Source organism: Hymenobacter metallicola (assembly GCF_004745645.1).
Classification (GTDB): domain Bacteria; phylum Bacteroidota; class Bacteroidia; order Cytophagales; family Hymenobacteraceae; genus Hymenobacter; species Hymenobacter metallicola.
This window is the reverse complement of the sequence record NZ_SRMB01000001.1, coordinates 2,397,235-2,415,382: the sequence shown is the minus strand read 5'-3', so window position 1 is coordinate 2,415,382 and position 18,148 is coordinate 2,397,235. Positions and strand designations below refer to the sequence as shown.

24 protein-coding genes and 1 tRNA gene are annotated in these 18,148 nt (G+C 55.6%); 11 read left to right on the top strand and 14 right to left on the bottom strand.

The features are described 5' to 3' along the window. Positions 1–15: 15 nt before the first annotated feature. Both E5K02_RS10440 and E5K02_RS10435 read right to left on the bottom strand, forming a co-directional pair. Positions 16–2,616 carry an ATP-dependent Clp protease ATP-binding subunit gene (locus E5K02_RS10440; RefSeq protein ID WP_135394662.1) on the bottom strand — a complete coding sequence of 867 codons (2,601 nt, stop codon included), beginning with the start codon at positions 2,614–2,616 and terminating at the stop codon, positions 16–18. Between the two features lie 122 nt (positions 2,617–2,738). Then, positions 2,739–3,359 carry a WbqC family protein gene (locus tag E5K02_RS10435; RefSeq protein WP_262709842.1) on the bottom strand — a complete coding sequence of 207 codons (621 nt, stop codon included), beginning with the start codon at positions 3,357–3,359 and terminating at the stop codon, positions 2,739–2,741. A gap of 187 nt (positions 3,360–3,546) precedes the next feature. Between E5K02_RS10435 and E5K02_RS10430 the strand changes: the two genes are divergently transcribed. Both E5K02_RS10430 and E5K02_RS10425 read left to right on the top strand, forming a co-directional pair. Beyond that, a complete protein-coding gene (locus E5K02_RS10430; RefSeq protein ID WP_135394661.1) occupies positions 3,547–4,419 on the top strand; it encodes a hypothetical protein in 873 nt (290 codons plus the stop codon). Beyond that, positions 4,416–5,312, top strand: a complete 897-nt coding sequence (locus E5K02_RS10425; RefSeq protein ID WP_167856355.1) for a lysophospholipid acyltransferase family protein — start codon at positions 4,416–4,418, stop codon at positions 5,310–5,312. Before E5K02_RS10430 ends, E5K02_RS10425 begins: the two co-directional genes overlap by 4 nt. 230 nt (positions 5,313–5,542) lie before the next feature. Here the strand turns inward: E5K02_RS10425 and E5K02_RS10420 are convergent, their stop codons facing one another. Both E5K02_RS10420 and E5K02_RS10415 read right to left on the bottom strand, forming a co-directional pair. Then, a complete protein-coding gene (locus E5K02_RS10420) occupies positions 5,543–6,172 on the bottom strand; it encodes an L-threonylcarbamoyladenylate synthase (RefSeq protein WP_135394660.1) in 630 nt (209 codons plus the stop codon). A gap of 194 nt (positions 6,173–6,366) precedes the next feature. Continuing rightward, the gene (locus E5K02_RS10415) at positions 6,367–7,362 is read right to left on the bottom strand and encodes a T9SS type A sorting domain-containing protein (RefSeq protein WP_135394659.1); all 996 of its coding nucleotides are present in this window, start codon (positions 7,360–7,362) and stop codon (positions 6,367–6,369) included. Positions 7,363–7,826: 464 nt separating this feature from the next. Between E5K02_RS10415 and mltG the strand changes: the two genes are divergently transcribed. The 6 genes from mltG to E5K02_RS10385 all read left to right on the top strand — a co-directional run bounded on the left by mltG (position 7,827) and on the right by E5K02_RS10385 (position 11,557). Next, complete coding sequence (gene mltG, locus E5K02_RS10410) at positions 7,827–8,900, top strand: endolytic transglycosylase MltG (RefSeq protein ID WP_135394658.1); 1,074 nt, start codon at positions 7,827–7,829, stop codon at positions 8,898–8,900. Positions 8,901–8,902: 2 nt separating this feature from the next. Next, positions 8,903–9,265: a hypothetical protein gene (locus E5K02_RS25535; RefSeq protein WP_167856354.1), complete on the top strand. Its 363-nt coding sequence runs from the start codon at positions 8,903–8,905 to the stop codon at positions 9,263–9,265. Positions 9,266–9,269: 4 nt separating this feature from the next. Next, the gene (locus E5K02_RS10400; protein WP_135394656.1) at positions 9,270–9,785 is read left to right on the top strand and encodes an acyl-CoA thioesterase; all 516 of its coding nucleotides are present in this window, start codon (positions 9,270–9,272) and stop codon (positions 9,783–9,785) included. Between the two features lie 7 nt (positions 9,786–9,792). Beyond that, entirely contained in the window at positions 9,793–10,734 is a 942-nt protein-coding gene (locus tag E5K02_RS10395) for a YihY/virulence factor BrkB family protein (protein ID WP_135394814.1), read from the top strand. Between the two features lie 148 nt (positions 10,735–10,882). Next, positions 10,883–10,969 (top strand) — tRNA-Ser (locus E5K02_RS10390). 96 nt (positions 10,970–11,065) lie between these two features. After that, positions 11,066–11,557 (top strand): hypothetical protein, encoded by a 492-nt coding sequence (locus E5K02_RS10385; protein WP_135394655.1) that lies wholly within the window; start codon positions 11,066–11,068, stop codon positions 11,555–11,557. On the opposite strand, the gene E5K02_RS10380 is transcribed toward E5K02_RS10385, so the two are convergent. From E5K02_RS10380 to E5K02_RS25530, 5 genes are all read right to left on the bottom strand, one after another. Further along, positions 11,538–11,867, bottom strand: a complete 330-nt coding sequence (locus E5K02_RS10380) for a hypothetical protein (RefSeq protein ID WP_135394654.1) — start codon at positions 11,865–11,867, stop codon at positions 11,538–11,540. The genes E5K02_RS10385 and E5K02_RS10380 overlap by 20 nt on opposite strands. Then, entirely contained in the window at positions 11,864–12,067 is a 204-nt protein-coding gene (locus E5K02_RS10375) for a hypothetical protein (RefSeq protein WP_135394653.1), read from the bottom strand. The genes E5K02_RS10380 and E5K02_RS10375 overlap by 4 nt, the downstream gene beginning before the upstream one ends. Positions 12,068–12,136: 69 nt before the next feature. Continuing rightward, positions 12,137–12,727 (bottom strand): DUF551 domain-containing protein, encoded by a 591-nt coding sequence (locus tag E5K02_RS10370; protein WP_135394652.1) that lies wholly within the window; start codon positions 12,725–12,727, stop codon positions 12,137–12,139. 120 nt (positions 12,728–12,847) lie between these two features. Continuing rightward, positions 12,848–12,970 carry a hypothetical protein gene (locus E5K02_RS26045; protein WP_262709841.1) on the bottom strand — a complete coding sequence of 41 codons (123 nt, stop codon included), beginning with the start codon at positions 12,968–12,970 and terminating at the stop codon, positions 12,848–12,850. Between the two features lie 34 nt (positions 12,971–13,004). Then, positions 13,005–13,169: a hypothetical protein gene (locus E5K02_RS25530; protein ID WP_167856353.1), complete on the bottom strand. Its 165-nt coding sequence runs from the start codon at positions 13,167–13,169 to the stop codon at positions 13,005–13,007. Between the two features lie 114 nt (positions 13,170–13,283). On the opposite strand from E5K02_RS25530, the gene E5K02_RS10365 reads away from it, so the two are divergent. After that, the gene (locus tag E5K02_RS10365; protein WP_135394651.1) at positions 13,284–13,472 is read left to right on the top strand and encodes a hypothetical protein; all 189 of its coding nucleotides are present in this window, start codon (positions 13,284–13,286) and stop codon (positions 13,470–13,472) included. 37 nt (positions 13,473–13,509) lie between these two features. Here the strand turns inward: E5K02_RS10365 and E5K02_RS10360 are convergent, their stop codons facing one another. The 5 genes from E5K02_RS10360 to E5K02_RS10340 all read right to left on the bottom strand — a co-directional run bounded on the left by E5K02_RS10360 (position 13,510) and on the right by E5K02_RS10340 (position 16,233). Then, positions 13,510–13,842: a hypothetical protein gene (locus tag E5K02_RS10360; RefSeq protein ID WP_135394650.1), complete on the bottom strand. Its 333-nt coding sequence runs from the start codon at positions 13,840–13,842 to the stop codon at positions 13,510–13,512. 41 nt (positions 13,843–13,883) lie between these two features. Further along, positions 13,884–14,096: a hypothetical protein gene (locus tag E5K02_RS10355; RefSeq protein ID WP_135394649.1), complete on the bottom strand. Its 213-nt coding sequence runs from the start codon at positions 14,094–14,096 to the stop codon at positions 13,884–13,886. Between the two features lie 58 nt (positions 14,097–14,154). Beyond that, entirely contained in the window at positions 14,155–14,808 is a 654-nt protein-coding gene (locus E5K02_RS10350) for a hypothetical protein (protein ID WP_135394648.1), read from the bottom strand. A 60-nt stretch (positions 14,809–14,868) separates the two neighbouring features. Beyond that, a complete protein-coding gene (locus tag E5K02_RS10345) occupies positions 14,869–15,699 on the bottom strand; it encodes a hypothetical protein (protein WP_135394647.1) in 831 nt (276 codons plus the stop codon). Between the two features lie 177 nt (positions 15,700–15,876). Continuing rightward, a complete protein-coding gene (locus E5K02_RS10340) occupies positions 15,877–16,233 on the bottom strand; it encodes a hypothetical protein (protein WP_135394646.1) in 357 nt (118 codons plus the stop codon). 673 nt (positions 16,234–16,906) lie between these two features. On the opposite strand from E5K02_RS10340, the gene E5K02_RS10335 reads away from it, so the two are divergent. Both E5K02_RS10335 and E5K02_RS10330 read left to right on the top strand, forming a co-directional pair. After that, positions 16,907–17,386, top strand: a complete 480-nt coding sequence (locus E5K02_RS10335; RefSeq protein WP_135394645.1) for a helix-turn-helix domain-containing protein — start codon at positions 16,907–16,909, stop codon at positions 17,384–17,386. Positions 17,387–17,829: 443 nt separating this feature from the next. Further along, positions 17,830–18,144 carry a hypothetical protein gene (locus E5K02_RS10330; protein ID WP_135394644.1) on the top strand — a complete coding sequence of 105 codons (315 nt, stop codon included), beginning with the start codon at positions 17,830–17,832 and terminating at the stop codon, positions 18,142–18,144. The last annotated feature ends 4 nt before the right edge of the window (positions 18,145–18,148 follow it).

Here is an 18,148-nt window from a genome sequence, read left to right as displayed (position 1 = left end):
TTCACGCTTAGCAGCTTACTTGCCTTTCTCCGTGTCCGGCGATTCGGGGGCCTCTTCGGGCCGCTCGTCGCTGGCGAGGTCAGGTTTCTCACCACTCTTGCTTACAGCAAAGGTCAGTTCTTCTCCGCCTTCGGTGAAGTCGGCGGTAATAACGTCACCCTGCGCGATTTCGGCTTTCAGGATTTCCTCCGCAATCGGGTCTTCAATGTACTTCTGGATAGCCCGGTTCAGCGGACGAGCGCCGTACTTGGGGTCGTAGCCTTTGTCGGCTACGAAGTCCTTGGCAGCTTCGGTCAGCTCTACTTTGTAGCCGAGCGTCTGAATGCGCGAGAGCAGCTTCGACAGCGAAATGTCGATGATGCGGTGAATATCCTTCTTCTCGAGTGAGTTGAAGACGATAACGTCATCCAAGCGGTTGAGGAACTCGGGCGAGAAGGTTTTCCGCAGGGCATTAGTGATGGTGCCTTTGGTAATCTCGTCCAGGTTTTCCGTCCGGGCCTTGGTACCAAAACCAATACCAGCGCCGAAGTCCGCCAGGTCACGCGCCCCAATGTTGGAGGTCATGATGATGATGGTGTTGCGGAAGTCCACCTTGCGGCCCAGGCCGTCGGTCAGGATACCATCGTCGAGCACCTGCAGCAGCAAGTTGTACACGTCGGGGTGAGCCTTTTCAATCTCGTCGAGCAGGATGACCGAGTAGGGCTTGCGGCGGATTTTCTCCGTCAACTGACCGCCTTCTTCGTAACCTACGTAGCCGGGAGGTGCCCCCACGAGGCGCGATACGCTGAATTTCTCCATGTATTCGCTCATGTCAACGCGCACCAGAGCGTCTTCCTTGTCGAAGAGGTAGGTAGCCAGAACTTTAGCCAGCTCGGTCTTACCAACACCCGTCGGACCCAGGAATACGAACGAGCCAATGGGCTTCTTGGGGTCCTTCAGGCCCACACGGGTGCGCTGAATGGCTTTTACCAGTTGCTTGATGGCTTTGTCCTGGCCGATTACTTTGCCCTGCAGCTCTTCGCCCATATTGAGCAGCTTCTGGCTTTCGTTCTGGGCCACGCGGCTCACGGGAATACCGGTCATCATGGCGATTACCTCGGCCACGTTTTCCTCTTTCACCGTGTAGCGCTTCTTCTTGGTCTCGTCTTCCCAGTTCTTTTTAGCCTGGTCGAGCTGTTCCAGCAGTTTCTTTTCCTTGTCGCGAAGCTGGGCGGCTTCTTCGTATTTCTGCGACTTCACCACCCGGTTTTTCTCCGTCTTGATATTCTCGATGCTCTCTTCAAGCTTCAAGATATCTTCGGGCACCACGATGTTGTTGATGTGCACGCGCGCCCCAGCTTCGTCGAGAATGTCGATGGCTTTGTCGGGCAGGAACCGGTCACTCATGTAGCGGTCCGACAGCTTGACGCAGGCTTCAATAGCCTTGTCGGTGTACACTACGTGGTGGTGGTCCTGGTACTTGTCCTTGATGTTGTGCAGGATTTCGATAGTTTCCTCGGGCGAGGTGGGGTCCACCATTACCATCTGGAAACGACGGGCCAAAGCGCCATCTTTCTCGATATACTGCCGGTACTCGTCCAGCGTGGTAGCGCCGATGCATTGAATCTCGCCGCGGGCCAAGGCTGGCTTAAACATATTCGAGGCATCCAGCGAACCGGAAGCACCGCCGGCACCCACGATGGTGTGGAGCTCATCAATGAACAGGATAACGTCGGGCGACTTCTCCAGCTCATTCATCACGGCCTTCATGCGCTCTTCGAACTGACCACGGTACTTGGTACCGGCAACCAGCGAAGCCAGGTCAAGCGTAACGACGCGCTTGCCGAAGAGCACGCGCGAAACCTTCTTCTGGATGATACGCAAGGCCAGGCCTTCGGCAATAGCCGTTTTACCTACACCGGGCTCACCAATCAGAATCGGGTTGTTCTTTTTACGACGCGACAGGATCTGGGCTACGCGCTCAATTTCCTTTTCCCGGCCCACGATGGGGTCGAGCTTGTCTTCCTCAGCCAGCTTGGTCAGGTCACGACCAAAGTTGTCGAGAACGGGCGTACGCGACTTTTCACCGGGCTTCTTCGGGGCCGAGCTGCTGCCCGCGCCACCGCGGCCGGCACTACCGCCAAAGAGTTTGTCGTTGTCGTCGTCGTCAGTGTCGGGGGCGCGGTCGGTGGGGGCAGTGTTGCCGTGGTAGTCCAGCGAGTCGCGAACGGCTTCGTAGTTCACGTTGAATTTGCTCAGGATTTGGGAAGAAATATTGTCTTCGTCACGCAAAATCGACAGCAGCAGGTGTTCCGTGCCAATGATTTCACTCTTGAAGATTTTGGCCTCCAGGTAGGTGATCTTGAGAACTTTCTCGGTCTGTTTGGTCAGCGGAATCGAGCCGGTAATGCTCGTCCCCTGCGTGGCCGTATTACGAGTTGCTTGCTCAAGGGCGTATTTCAGCTCTTCCACCGACACGCCCAATTTCTTGAGCAAGCCGATAGCAGTGCCTTCCCCTTCGCGAATCATGCCTAGTAATAGGTGTTCGGTACCGATATAGTCGTGACCGAGCCGGATGGCCTCTTCCCGGCTCAGGGAGATGACCTCCTTGACTCGATTTGAGAATTTAGCTTCCATGCAGATAAGTAATGAAGAAAAACGGTGCCCCGCAAGCCAAGGTTATTGAACGATGAGCGGGTTGGGCCGAAGTAACCTGAAAACAGGTAAATACGGGCGAAGGTTCGGAGGCGACAATTGCACTACGCAAGAAAACTGCCGGCGGCCGGGCCCTGCATAAAAAGCAGGTCTAAGATGCTGAGTCCCGGTACAAAATCTTTACCAAAGGTTTGGGTGTAGGGTTGAACCGACTTCCTGTCAGGTTCTGTGACAGCCTGTGCTTTTGGTGTCAGACAATCGCGCCGGTCGAGCACGAGGGGAGCAGAGTAGTGGGAGTAATACTCGGTAGTGAATTCCACCGGAATTCGCAACCGCAGGCAGCGTAAGTAAAACTGCAGAAAGGCTAGATTGAGTTCGAAGAGAAGGGAAGGTTTCTGTACGTAAATGTCGTGCAGATAGTCGGCGTAATATTCAAAATACGGAGTGCCGCCGTATGCGGTTTGCAGGCTGCGCCAGTGTTGGTGCACCCAGTTCTGCCGGTAGTCGATTTCAATGGCCGAGGTTTTTACTTTTTCGCTGCGGTTGCCATCGATAACCGGGACCGTAAGCGGCTTCACGCCCTGAGCAGTCAGGATCAGGCAGCGGTTGCGGTAGGTCTGCTTGCGGTAGTTGTCGTGCTGCTCCAGCCAGAGCGTGTCGGCTCCGGCCAACTCGGCGAAAAACTGAGCCGGCGGATTGTACTGAGATTCGAAGAGGATAGGCACCAGAGTGGAAAAGGAGGGCGGAGTAAGTGAAAAGTATTTAAATAAACACCTGCCAAATAGTATTTGGCTAACATGAGATGTAAATCCTTTTTTAAACGTACATTTCTCGTCTTAGGGGCTGAACCATTACCCTACCAAAAGTGCTTTTGGGGCTTAGCAACATCACTCAATACGTCAAACTGACACTATGCGCTCCATTCTGTTACTTCTAACTCTTCTGTTGTCTTATGTAGCCCAGGCGGCTACCCCGCCGCAATTGGTGCTGGATGTGGCGCGCTTTCGCAACGAAGATATGGCCGTGAAAGGAGCCGTAATTGAACTATATGCTACCGTGCCGGGTCAGTCGCTGACCTACAAACGCCGTGCCCCCAAGGTGTTTCAGGCCGCGGCCAGCATTACGTTGGAAATTATCCGGGAAGATGGCTCCGCAGCCTATCAAGAAACCATTACGCTCAAGCCCCCGGTGCTAAGTGATACTTCTGTCAGCCTGAAGAATCCGGTAAGCTTTCAAAAGCTGATTCTGCTGCCCGATGGCAAGTATACCTTGCGGGGCCAGGTACGCGACCAATACCGGGCTGGGCAAAACAACGTGGTAGAGCAGCCCTTGCTGGTGGAATCGGCCGCCAAGTCAGTAGGGCTGAGCGACGTGGTGCTGTTGTCGCGAGCGGCTTCGAAGTCGGGGGAGCAAAGCAATTTTGCCCGCGGCGGCTTTAGCCTCACCCGCGCCGCCGGCGGCCTCTACGGGCGCGGCGCTGACAAGGCTTTTTTCTACGCGGAACTCTACAACCTGAAGCCTGACCAAACGGCTCAGCTACGCTACCGACTACGTCAGGATGGCATGAAAAAGGACGCGCTGACTTCCAATGCAACTATCCAAGGGGTAGTGGGGCTACGCACTCCCGTGGTTGGAAGCCTAGACATGAACAAACTGCCCGGGGGTGACTACACGCTTACGATAGAAGTGCGCGACGCTAAAAACAAGCTGGTTTCTTCCCAAATTGCGCGTCTGCGTCGCAACGTGGCAGAGTATGCCCCGGTTGGCGTCGTGGCTCCCCGATGAATAAACCCTCCGTTCGAAAGTACCCACTGCGCTATTTGCCCCTGCAATGGCTGTTGATAGGCTTGGCGCGTTTGCCGCTTGGCGTTCTCTATATCGTAGCCGAAGGCTTGTATGGGCTGATGGCCTACGTGATTCGCTACCGGCAGAAGGTGGTGCTAGAGAATCTGCGCAATTCTTTCCCTGAGAAAACCGAGCCGCAGATCCAGCAGATTCGCAAGGATTTCTACCGGCATTTCTCCCAGGTGATGGTAGAGATTCTGAAGCTGGCGGCCATGTCCGATGCCGAATTGCGGCGGCGGGTCACGATTCGCAATCCGGAGCTGCTAGCCGAGCCTTTTAAGGCGGGCCGGACGGTGCTAGCTTTGGGTTCTCACGCGGGTAATTGGGAGTGGATTCTGCCCTCAGGAGCCCTGGAGTTTCCGGGTAAGGCGTACGGCGTCTACAAACCACTGAGCAATCCTTTCTTCGAGGACTTTCTCTACCAGCTGCGCACCCGGAGCGGCGCCCACCTGATTCCGATGCGCGATACCCTGCGCGACTTGGTGAAGCGCCGCACCGAAGGCCGGGCCATGAGCATGCTGACCGACCAAGCCGCTGGCCCCGAAGACAAACCGTACTGGACAACCTTCCTGAATCAGGAAACCAGCTTTTATAGCAGCGCCGACCGTCTGGCTGGGCAGTTCAACTGTCCGGTGGTGTATGTGAATATCCAGCGGGTAAAACGCGGCTATTATGAGCTGGTTATTTTGCCGCTACACGACGGAAATACTCCCCTGGACAAAGACGCTTTTGCCCTTACCGAGGCCTTTGCCCGTCATCTGGAGCGCGACATCCAGGCGGCCCCGGCTAACTACCTCTGGACGCATCGGCGCTGGAAGCACAAGCGGGTTTGATTGTTAAATGCGCTGAGGTGCTCGTGTGAAAAATGTGAGGAATGTGCCCTCACGCAGCTGCGAAGCCGTCCGCACTCCCATAGAGTAGCCGCGCCCTTTTAGCAGGAAGCCCCCTACTACAGCGTGTGGTAAGGGGCTTGTTACTTTATAGAATCAGCATGACTCAGAGGACGGAAGGCCGCGCCATGTGGCTAAATCAGCTTCCTTGTTCTGCTTGGCACTACCTTCTGCTACAAGTATTGCTCGATGTCGCCGGCACCCTGCCGGATAATATCAAAATCTTCGTTGGTGCAGTCCACTACCGTGCTGGCGATGTTGTTGCCAAAGCCGCCGTCGATAACCAGGTCGACCAGGGAGCGGTACTTCTCGAAAATCAGGTCGGGGTCGGTGGTATACTCCAGCAGTTCGTCGTCGTCGCGGATGGAGGTCGTGACGATGGGGTTTCCCAGTTCTTTCACCAGGCCCAGGCAGATGTTGTGGTCGGGCACGCGGATGCCCACCGTCTTGCGCTTAACGCCGCCGTACTTGGGTGCTTTGGGGCTGGCCTCGAAAATAAAGGTAAAGGGGCCGGGCAAGGCTTTTTTCAGGACTTTATAAACCGGCGTAGTAATGCCGTGCGCATAGTCGGAGATGTGGGAAAGGTCGGAGCAGATAAAGGACAGATTGGCCTTATCCGGGTGAATGCCTTTGATCCGGCAGAGCTTTTCCACGGCCTTGGCATTGTGAATATCGCAGCCCAACCCGTAAATCGTGTCGGTGGGGTAGATGATAACGCCGCCGTTTCGGAGTACCTCCACAGCTTGCAGCAAACGGTTTTGAGGTGGGTTGTCGGGGTGAATGCGAAGCAACGTGGCGGCCATAGCGGGGAGGTAAATAGTGAGAAGAAAACGGATGACGGCGGGTGGATGGGGCCGGACAAGGTACTAGCTGAAGAACAGAACTACCACACATTCGCACAATTTGTCCGCAGGGTTACTACTTCAGGCGGTAAACAGCATAAAAAAAGCCCCGGCCAACGGTGGCCGGGGCTTTGGTAGCCAGTAGTTAAGGTAGCTTATTGCTTTACGAATGAGCGAGTAGCAGTGCCATCAGCCGTGGTGAAGCGCACAGAGTATACCCCAGCACGCAGGGCCGACACGTCGAGGCTGAATTCCTGCTGGCTAGCGACGGTCTGACGTACGCGCTGGCCCAGGTTGTTGAAGATTTCCACGGAAGCGCCAACGCCTTCCTTGCCTACGCGCAGGGTGAGGCTGTTGGCGGCAGGGTTCGGGAACAGGCTCAGGGAGCTTTCCAGAGCCTTGTTCTGGGTAGCCAGCGTGGTGGTGCCGGTAGCCAGCGAGAAGTCGTCAACGGCCAGGATGGCGTCGGCGCCCACGTCGTTGTTGTCTCTCCAGCGAATCCACATCGTGGTGCCGGCGGGCCAGGTCAGGCCCGTAACTACGCCCCCAATGAATTTGGAGTTGGTAGCGGCGTTGCCATCTATGTTGCCAGCGGTGGTAGTGTTGTTGAGCTCCACCAGATCCAGGGCGGTTACGGGCGTCCAGGTGGCACCCGTCGAGTTGATGCCCGTGGCGTTGAGGCTGTATTCGAAAGCCGTGGTTTCAAGGTTGGCGTTATCGCCACCGCGCCACTGCTCGTTGCGAGCCGTGATGGTTACGCGCGTAATAGTCGCCCCGCTGTTGTTGGTAAACACAGCACCAAACACTGGAACCGTGCTACCCGAAGCCAGGCTGCCCAAGCCGCGGTCAGCGTCATTCGCCGTGCCGTTAGGGCCAACATTGTACACCGCGCCTGATTGAGCGGAGGCTGTTAGAACCGTGGGAGGCAGGGTTTCGTTGGCTGTGCCCGAACCCGAAAGCCGCACACCCGTCCAACCGGTGGGATACGTCGTACCCGTCGCCGTGATGCCGTCAAAGTTCTGGGTATACACAGCCGTGCCGCCCGTGATGCTAATTGGCGTTTGGGCCTGAGCTGACAAAGAAAGACCGAGGAACAGCGCTGCGGCGGGCAGCATGCGCAGGCGCGCAATGGAAGGAGTAAAGAGTGCCACGATAGTCAGTTGGTAAAAGTGAAAAGATGAAAAAAGAGGTGGAAAGAAACTCCAGAGTGTCGTGTACGAAATTCTTGAAGCAAGGTAGGTAAAGGAAAAAGCCCGCAAAAGCTTGCCGTATACGGGTTAGGTGCTAAAACTAAGCGAATACGGCGCAACCCCCAAATTTTGTGTGTATTGCCTCAATGTTACCATTGCGTTACGTTGAGTGGTTAAGCTTCCTTGCCCGGCTACAAGTCACCACCGCTTTATGGGAGTCGCAGAGCCGCTTGCTCAGGCTCGGCCCAGGAATACGGATGCGGGTGGGGCCTGGGCTAAGAAGTAGGGGCCGGCGGCGAACGGGAAATGGTAGAACAGTGGATAAGGCGTACTTTTGAAGCGGCAAACGCCAGGCCGCCGCTTCGGATGCGCGGGCTGGTTGCTTGTTCGTAGTTCCGGTACTTGACCCCCGTCTTTCGTCTGCAATGACCAAACCCCGCATTGATTACAGAGCCAAAGCGCTCCGCCGCCGTAACCGTTTCGCCTACACGGTAGGAGTACTGGGCATCATTTTCATTACGTTTTTCTACTATTTCTACCAGGTTTTCTTTACGCCTAACGTGGAAACCAAGGGCCGCCCGACCTACGTGCTGGTGCGGCGGGGGCAAACGGCCAAGTCAGTGCTGGATTCCATCGACCGGTCCGGAGCCATTGTCGACAAGTTGTCCTTGCATTTTGTGGCCCGGCTAATGAAATACGACAAGCTGGTGAAACCCGGCCGGTATGAGCTCAAGGACGGCTACACCAACCGGGAATTGATTTCCGACCTGCGGGCCGGGCGCCAGTCGCCGCTGAAGCTCACCTTCCAAAACATCCGTCTGCGGGAGGATTTGGCCCGCAAGCTGAGCACGGCCATTGATGCCCGCCCCCACCAGTTCGACTCCTTGCTGAGCAGCCCGACCTATACCAAGAGCTTAGGCTTCGACACGACCAGCATCATCGGCATGTTTATTCCGAACACGTACGAGTTGTATTGGAACTCTTCCGCCGACAACCTCATGCAGCGCATGAAGAAGGAGTACGAGAAGTTCTGGACTCCGGCCCGCGACGCCAAGCGCAAAAAGCTGGGCCTTACCCGCGAGCAGGTCAGCACCCTGGCTAGCATTGTGGAAGCCGAGCAGCAGCAGCACGCCGACGAGCGGCCCCGGGTGGCGGGCGTGTACCTCAACCGGCTCAAGCGCAACATGAAGCTGCAGGCCGACCCCACGGTGGTGTACGCCAACGGCGACTTTGGCATCAAGCGGGTGTTGAATGTGCATCTGCAGAAAGATTCGCCCTACAACACCTACAAGTACGCCGGCCTGCCGCCCGGCCCCATCAACCTGCCCAGCATTGCCAGCATCGACGCCGTGCTGAATCCCGAGGAGCACAGCTACCTGTATTTCTGCGCTAAGGAGGATTTCAGCGGCTACCACGCCTTTGCCACCAACGAAGCCGGCCACCTAGTTAACGCCCGCCGCTACCAGGCGGCCCTGAGCCGGGCTGGAATCATGAAGTAAATGTGGAAAATGTGCTGAGGTGGTTGAATGTGCGGAATGCCTTAATAATACTTGCCTTGGGTTTAGCAGGCTGCGCGGAAAAGCCACAATTTGATCTGGTAGCTATAAAATCCGTTAGGTTTCAAACACTGTTTCGCCCAGGCGTAGTCATGACTGATAAGGCTACTGATAGTGTGCGGTACCTCGTCAATGACTTTCTCAATACTGGTGAGGTTACTGACTATCGTGTTGCTTCGCCTTACTACAAGATAACACTCACGTATGCGGACGGCAGACAGGAGCGGCTATTGGCGAATGACACGCTGTTTGAGCAGCAAGGCAAGACCTACCTGATTCAGCAAAATTTTGAAAATTACCTAAAGTAGGCCTATGTACTCTTCCGACACCCAAATCCGCGTGCGTTACGCCGAAACCGACCAGATGGGCTACGTCTATCATGGCAATTACGCGGCGTACTTCGAAGTGGCCCGCACTGAGGCCTTTCGGCAGCTGGGCATCCGTTACAAGGACCTGGAAGCCGACGGGGTAGGCATGCCGGTAGGGGAGATACGGACCCGGTTTCGGCGCCCGGCCCGCTACGACGACCTGCTCACGGTGCGCCTGCTGCTCAAGCAGCCGGCCGAAGGCTCCCGGGTGTTGTTTGAGTACGAAATCTATAACGAGGCCCAGGAACTGCTCACCGAGGGACATACGTTGATGGTATTTGTCAGCACGGCCACCGGCCGGCCCGTACCTATTCCAACGGAAATTCAGAACAAGCTGGCGCCGTATTTCACGGACGATGAATTGACCGGCCCCATTACCCCGGCCGCGCAGAAACTGCCTGCCGAAGCGCCAGCGGCGGCGGCTTTTGTGCCTAATAAAACTACTAAGCCCACCGAGTAAGATGGCAATGCGCCTGCCCGTCCGCCGCTACCACCTGCCCGACGTGCGCCGCCGGCGTTCCTACCGCAAGTTTATCGTGTGGCTCAAGCAGCTGCACATTGCCCACGGCCGCGCCTCGGTCTATGATGTAGTCGACCGGATGATTCAGGAGCTCAAGCTCGACAGCATCAGCAAGCGGGCTTCCTACATGGCCTTCAACCTCACGGTGGCCCTGTTTCCGACCATCATCTTCCTCTTTACCCTGATTCCCTACATTCCGGTGCCCAACCTGAACGTAGACATCCTGCAGTTCCTGGGCGACCTGATACCGCGGGAAATGTACGTGGCCGTGTCGGGTACTATCGAGGACATCGTGAATATTCCGCACGGGGGCTTGCTTTCCTTCGGTTTTGCCACGGCCCTGGTTTTGAGTTCCAACGGCATTATGGCCCTGCTCGACGCCTTCGAGAAGAAGTACCCTTCCTTTAAGCGTCGTACCTACCTGCGCAAGCGCGTCATTGCCACCCTGCTCACCATCGTGCTGTCGGCGGTGCTGCTGTTTGCCATTGCCGGTATCTTCTTTGGTACCTACATCATCGACGCGCTGGTCTTCCACGAAATCGTGCCCGAGCAGTTTACCAGCCAGCTGATTTCTATTCTGAAATACGGCTCGGTCATCGGACTTTTTCTGCTCACTACCTGCCTGGTGTACTACTACGTGCCGCCCGTGCACGATAAGTGGCCGTTCCTATCGGCGGGGGCGGTGGTAGCGACGCTGCTGATTTTTCTGGTGTCCTTCCTGTTTATTCTCTACGTGAAGATTTTCGACAGCTACAACCATTTCTACGGCTCCATTGGTACACTGGTGGGCTTCATGGTCTGGCTCGACTTTGTGTGCATGACCCTGATTCTGGGCTTTGAAGTCAACGTCAGCATCGATGCCGTAACTGGACGGCTGAAAACCCGCTAAGCTATTCAGAACGAATCAGTAAGGCACTTAAGGTAGTGGGAGGGGCTAGACAGAATTGGAAAAAGCGTGAAAAAAATGCGCTGTAGGTATTGCACACAAGCAAATGCCTGCTACTTTTGCCGTCCCGAAACCATTCATTATTACCTACAGAGAGGTGGCAGAGTGGTCGAATGCGACGGATTCGAAATCCGTTATACCGGCAACGGTATCGGGGGTTCGAATCCCCCCCTCTCTGCATTTAATCCACCAAGCCCCGTGTTTCTCAATGAGTTACGCGGGGCTTGTTTGCTTTGGTATAACATAGGTAGAACATTCGCCACCCTTTCCTGCCATGACGGACAACAACCAGCCTACCGAGAAAAAGAAGTATAAGTATCCACAGCCCAGCAAGGCCATCAAGAGCCCGGAGCTGAAGGAACACCTGCAGAACATGATTGCCGTGCGCTTCCTGCTGGAGGTGCACGAGTTGGAGCGCAGCGGCCGGGTGGAAAGCCGCTCGCAGCTGGAGCGCGACCTGATGGTGCCGCTGGCGGCCATATCCGTAATCCGCGCCGGCCGGCGCAAGCTCGATGTGGTCGAGCTGGCCCGCTTCAAGGAGTTGTATAACGCCGACGTGTTTTATATCCTGACCGGCTTCCGCAAGCCGGAAATTAGCGGGCCGCTCAAAGGTGGGGTGCGCCTGGATAAGTTTGAGGGCTTCGAGTTTGAATACCGCACCGCCCCGAGCGAAGTGCTGGCCGGTATTGCCGAGAAGATCGACAAGGACCGGGGCGTGGCTGGCCTGGGCCTAAAAGCACATCAGCCTACTCCTGAGCAGGAGTAGGCTGAGCGGTACTGGTAAAACCAGAATGTGGCGGCCGGGGCCGGGGCGGTGACTTTACGCCTCGGCCGCCTGGTTTACGGGCGGGCGGGTGCGCCTGCGCATCAATGAAGCGCACCTGCGTGCCGTCGCGCAGGGTATCGACCACGTAGGGCAAGGGGTTTTTCTGGCTGTTCATGCGCCTAGTGATGGCGCTGGGATGCGACAAGCCCGCCGCCTTTGCATAGGCTGCGGGCTGCATCCAGCGGTCAGGTTCTACCTGCCACGGCGGCTCAGTCGAAGGAGTGGGGGCGTCTGGGGGTGTTTTGCTCATTGGCTGGCGGGGGGTTGGTGAAAGTCTGCAGGGGGCCGGCGTTGGCGCCGCAAAGTTGAGATATTCTCCTGAACGGTGTTGATGCCTTCCTGGACCATTTCAATTAATTGCGTGGCCGCAGGCATTGGGGTCAGCTGCCGGCGCAGGGCAGCGTCGGCGCGAGCGGCATCGAGGGCCGGCTGGTGGGGTAGCTTTTTCATAGTGAGTAGGGGTTAAGTTGTCCGTGGTAGAGCGAGGTTAGTAGGTGGTAGCGGCTGTAAAGGGCAGGCTTAGGTCTGGCTGGGAGGATTTGGGAGTGGCATCCAGTGGCTTATTCTTTCCCATTGAAATTCATCAAAGCACCCATGCTGCGCGTTGAGAAAGCTGGTCTTGACCTCTTGAGTGCCGTCGCCGTAAACAAAGCAGACCAGCACCTTCTGCGCAACCTCCGGTAGCCTTTCTACCACTGATACCCACGCTGCCTCTGACGCAGCGGGCTGCTCAGCGTACTGCATCCCATCGACGTAGGCATTGTATGCTGGGCAGCGCCGGTCGTGGCCTGCTTTCCACAGGCAAGTACAGGCGGCCGGCTGCTGGGTGGTGCGCAGGGCGCGTAGCTCCAGCCACAGGGTTAGTTCTGATGCTCGAACCAAGCTCTTTTTAGTCAGGTAGTCCAGCAGCTTGGGCGAGTCTACAGCGTAGGCAATGTGGTCGCCGTGCGTGCCTTCGGCTATGCTTTCAGCTTCCACTTGGGTGTAGAGGCCGGCCGCGCTGATCCGGTGCGTGTACCCTGCTTTGTTGGGGTTCCAGTAGGGTGCGCCGTACTCGACATTTACCCCACCTTCATACGTTTTAGCTAGGACAATCCAGTTCTGTTCCATTGATTTTTACAGGTAAGAGCGTGAGGGTAGCGCCGCCGTGCAGGACGGTTCTTTTTGTTGCAGGAAACTGTATCCGTTGAAGTGTTGAAGTTGCAGGAAACTTTCAACAGTTGCATCAATTTATTGCGCAATTAGTTGCGCATTTGCTGTTGCTACTCGCAACTGCGCGGCAATGAGCGTAATTCGAGCCAGGCGCAGCTGATTGCGCAGGCGGGCAGCCTGGGCTGGGCAGGTAACAGGCATGAGTGCGTAGAAATAGAGGGTAATGCGCGGTTAGTTACTTTCTCGTTTTGGGGCGGCCTAGTTGGATGCCCAGGGCGCGTAGCTGGTCGCGGTAGTGCTGCCAGTTGTGAGCTTTGCGGTCTGGGTGGGTTACTGCCCGGCGCAGCTCGGCGCGGGTAACTAGTCGCGGGGCGTCGTTGTACGCAATGAACTCGGCCATTTGTGTTAGGGACCAGCCGGCTTTGATAAAGTGCCAACGTGTTAACGGCTCGTTTTCGCTCGTTTCGTAGGCTGTGCGGGCCGTTCGCAGGGCGGCTATGGCTTCGGCTGGGGTATGTCCTTCCGCGTAGTGTGGCCCGTATTTGGCGGCGTAGAACCAGCCTTGTACGGGGGCGAGTACAGCGGCTACGGCAGCTTTACCGATCTGGTGCGCTACCTGAACTTTGTAGCCTTCTGCAAGGAGCCGGGAGAATGGATTGCGGGGCATGGTGGCGTACATGGTGGCGGGCGCAAAATACGGTAAAATGTGTAACGCGGGGTTAGTTTAAATCCGCCTGGCTTTATTGAGGCTCAACTGTCACTATCAAGATGGGCCCTCGCAGTGACTCGCTCCAGTGGTGCCCCGTGGCATCCTTAGCGGCCGAGGTGGCGGGCAGATTCTCTTCCCTATCCATGTCGTAAGGATCTGCTGCTGCAAAAACGGCGAACGTGGGGCTATCTGCTATTAGCTTGACTTGTAGCGCATCCTCGGTGCCAAATAGAGAGGCGACGGCGAACCGGTTGCCCCGTAAGTGGCCACCAACAAAACTGAGAGGAGCAATTTGCAAGGATTTTGCTTCGTCTGGGGTTAGCTCGCGTGCTGTTTCGCCTGGGGTATAAAGAGTCGCTTTCATGTTGGGAGCTAAAACGGGGTTAGTTATTGGCTGATCTGTTTTTATATGGCCGAAATAATTACGGTAAGGTCGCTAATAGCATGAGCCACCGCCTTTTGACTGCGGCCCTGCTTTACTTCTTCGTGCCAGTCTAGGCCGTTATAGTCTGCTGAGCGGGCTCGGTGGGCTTTGCGGAAAGATTCTTCTACTGTGCGGCTGCTGGTGGTTACAATAGCCAGGCGGCGTTCCATGTTGGTGCTTACTGAAAAGTACATGTTGGTGGGTGCTGCATCCGGCAGCGCGTTTTTGTGGTAAAACGGGGTTAGTTTTTGGCTAGTACTGGCCGCAATCGTCGGCCAGTTGTTGTGCCTTGTCAAGTGTCGAGGTCGTAAAGCGTCGCCGGAACTGGTTAAGCGGGCCGGTGTGGTGGGCCGTGTACCATATATGGCGGTCTTCGTCGTATTCTTGGCTCGTGTGCGTCAGGGCGTATGCTATGCAGTGGCGGCACTCAATCCCCACTGAAACCAGAATAAGCGGGCCTGGTTGGGGTGCTGGGAAGTCTGGAAATTGGGCGCGGAACTCGTTGTAAAATTTTACAATTGCTCGCATGTGGTCAATTAGGGCAGCGGGCGCTGGGGTTTCAACGCTTATTTCCTGGCCTTCTTCAAGCGTATGTATTTCTGTCGTTGGGTACTTCTTCAGGGCTGCGGGGCACTTGCCGCCGTTTAGCCATTTGCTGTACCTCTGTGCTATATGCTGAGTAATAGCGTACACGCTCTCTGGTCCGTTGTTGCCGCCTGCGCCGCCTTGTACGTAGCCGCCGTAGCCCCCCCAAACGCTTACTTTTTCGCCCGTGTTGAGGTATATATTTACCTGGCGGGTAGTGGGCTCATCTAACGGAATAGCTTTCGGCTCGTGCTGGCGGTTGCTGTTGTCGAATCCTTGTAGTTCGATTCGTAGAATTGCGGCGGTTGCTTTCTTAGTCATTGTGTTAGTGCTCGTGTCGCTGAGCGGCTGAAGGTGAAATGAGAGGTAAAACGGGGTTGGTTAAATAGTCGGCTCGGCTTGGTGTAAGTTGCTGTTGATCCAGTCAATAGCAGCCTGAAAGCTCGTTAGGTTGGTTGCCCGCTCGTCGGATGCGTCGCCCAGGTCGGACACGTATACCGAGTAGTTTTCGTACTGGCTTTTGGGGTCTTTGGCGTGGCCGGTAGCGTACTCGCACAGGTTGTCCTGTATGGCAAATTTCTCGTCGGCTGACTGGAAATAGCCGTTATCTACTTCGGTGAAATCGTCGGCAGTGTACATGGCTTTGGGGGTTAGTTGCTGGCTCTTGGCGAGCTGGTCAGCGTAGCGGTTCGTGGGCTCGCTCGACTCGTCGCTGTAAATGTGGGCAATCACATTGCCGTAGGCGTCGGTTACGCTGGTGTAAATCGAGCCATCTACGAGATCAGCAGCGTACTCGCTGCTGCGGGCATCGCTGCGGCTGAGGTCTTGCAGGTGCTGGCGGAAGTAGATCATGCAGTCAGCCTGCGAGCCAGTAAAGAGCGTAATGGCTTCGTCGGTCACGAGGTCTTTCTGAACCACTTTAACCTGTGCTGGCTTGGTGATAGTATACACCATTGGCCCGTAGTAGCCTGAGCGACCAGCGTGCTTTTGAAGGGCTGATTTGGCGTCTTCAATAGCCTGAGCGCTGGTTAGGCGTCCGTCTTCGTAGGTGCGCACACAATGCTTGAAGACCTTCGTGCTACCATCGTATTTAGCTTCGTTGAAGTAGACAAAAATACCATGCTGGCCTTCCTGGATCTGCTCGATGGTGGCATACTGTGCACCGAACTCGGGAGCGTTGGCGTAGCTGATGGTCGTTAGTACGTGGGTCATGGTGTTGGTGCCCGTGACGCTGGGCGGCTGATAGGGTAGGGGGTAGGTGGCTTACTGCCGTTCTGATGATACAAGTATACGCAAAGTTTCACGTAACGCAATACTATCACTAAACATTCATGTAAAAAGGTTGCGTAGAGGTGAATATTCTTCAATAAATACAAAATGGAAATACGCTCAAATCGTGGTCAATCGGTTGCTTATTCGCCGGATCTGCTCGTAGTAGGAACGCATTGCTTTGCGTCCTTCGTCGGTCAGCTCTAACGCTCCCCGTAGGCCGTGGGGCCGGCGCAGTAACTGCTTGTCTAGTAGTTCGCTCGTGCCTCTACTGGTGGCTGCCTGGGCCGTTAATCCGGCCTTTTCGATGGTGCTGTTGCGTACCAGTCCGCCGGCCTTGGCAAGGATAAAATACCTGGTCAACAGACGCAAGGCAGCGGCGCTAATGCCGAGTCGTTCGGCGGTCTGGACCTCGGCCAAATCACAGACAGCAGCTACTAACAAGGCTTGGACGTTGGCGGGTTGTTCTGTTGGCATGGGTAAGAGGAGAGATTAGGAGGAAGATGTGATGCTTTTATTGGTTCAGTTCGGGTGGCTCGTCGTCCTATACCTGTGGGCTCGACGTGAAATAGGATGTATCAGGCATTGGTGAGGAGGTCTAAGGTTCAAGCAAGGAATGAGGTAATAACACGTAAGTAATTGACTGTCAAAAAGTCTACTTGACATAATGTTATTTATATGACTTATAATTAAGGTAAGTTAAGTGGCGGATTTGGGTTATGTACTGGTGGGGGCTGTGGCCCTATCCGGCCTTATCGAGGTGCATTTGGGAGGGGGTGGGGTGTCGAAAAGGGGGTACCCGGTCTACGGAATGCGGTTTTGGTTGCGGTTCGAGGGGGTGGCCAATCCTGCGCTAGACGCCTCACTGCAGCTTGCTCATGCGTGCTCAGCGGAGGTTCTATCTGGGGTTTCGGGATAAATGTAGGCGGTTCTGTCTCGAAAAGCAAGATGGGTGGTGGGTTTTACAGGCTTTTCTGCAACTCCTTATCTATCAGCGTTGTACTACCTTGGGTGGGTACATATAGAATGAATAAGAAGGTCTCGTGATATCTTTGTGTGTCAATACGTTAGAAAGCGTGTTTGTCCACGGGAGGGACAGTAGCTGTCCACGGGAGGGACATTTGGGAATGAAAAACCAGCAGAAGAAAAGATGGACGAAAAACCACAGTTGAAAGGCGGGCTCCGCCAGATCCATAAGAAGGAGACCGTGTACGTAAATGCGGAGTCCGGCGAGCTGCTGGGCTCGACCACGAGTACCGTAAAAGTACAATCCAAGAGCAAGGATGATTTCGGGTTTCTCTACCGGGCGGGCATGCTGCTGGTGGTGGCCCTGGCCGGCGTGGCGCCGCAGCTGTATATGTGGTGTCTGGTGAATGCCCAGAACGGGAAGGGCTACCTGCTGTTTGGGGCCCGGGAGCGGGAGGAACTGTGCCAGCTGCTTAAGTGCTCGGGCAAGAGCGTGCAGCGTGCCTTAGCTGAGTTGGTGAAGGCGGGGCTGTTGACCAGGGCCAGCACCGGCCGCTACGTGCTGGTGGCGGAGTATGGGTGGCGGGGCAAGGCAGCCGGCCGCAAGGAGCTGGTGACTGAATCCAGCGGGTACCGGAATTCTGTCTCGAATTTCGAGAAATAATTTTCGTTTCTGTCTTGACTTTCAAGATAGGATTCTTACCTTTGAAACATCAGCGGCCGGAATCCACTGACAGACGACCTTAACAGCCTCTGACGTTCCACGTCACACAAAGCTGAAAAAGCCCCGCCAGGAATCCGGTCCTGTGTCGGGGCTTTTTGTTTTTCCCGGCCGATACGCTTGGGTCTTTGCCTGTTCCCCTGAAAGAACTGTTGTGCCGGCTCCGACGGTGCATTAACGAGCAAGTTGGGTCACACCTTCCACTCTCGGTTTTAAATGCCAGCCCGCTCTTTGCCCACTTTCAGCGACTGGCAGCCCCGCCACTTCCTCGAACTCACCAGACGCAGGTATTGGGTAACCACATAAGGACTGTTAACGCCAGTTCACAGCCTTTACGTGGTTACCCCTGCTCATCCTGAATCTTCCATCCGCAAGTCTGAGCCACTATGAGCGACTGCACGAATTGCCATAAGGACTTCTGCGACTGCACCAGGGAGTCCTCACAAGCAGCCAGGGTGAATGCAGCTGACTGGCGTGCTTTTCGAGTAGTCCAGGAGTTGAACAAGGCCAAGGTCTGCTACAAAGAGGCCCCGACGGAAAATGTGGTTATCATCCTCAAGCTCGGCAAGCCCGACGTGTACCTTTCCCTGAAACCGGCCGGCAACCAGTACAAGTACCGGATTAAGGGCCGAAAATGGGCAAAAATGGACGGGAGAGAATTTATGGAGCGAATTGCAAAAGCCTACACCTACCAAAAATAACGCG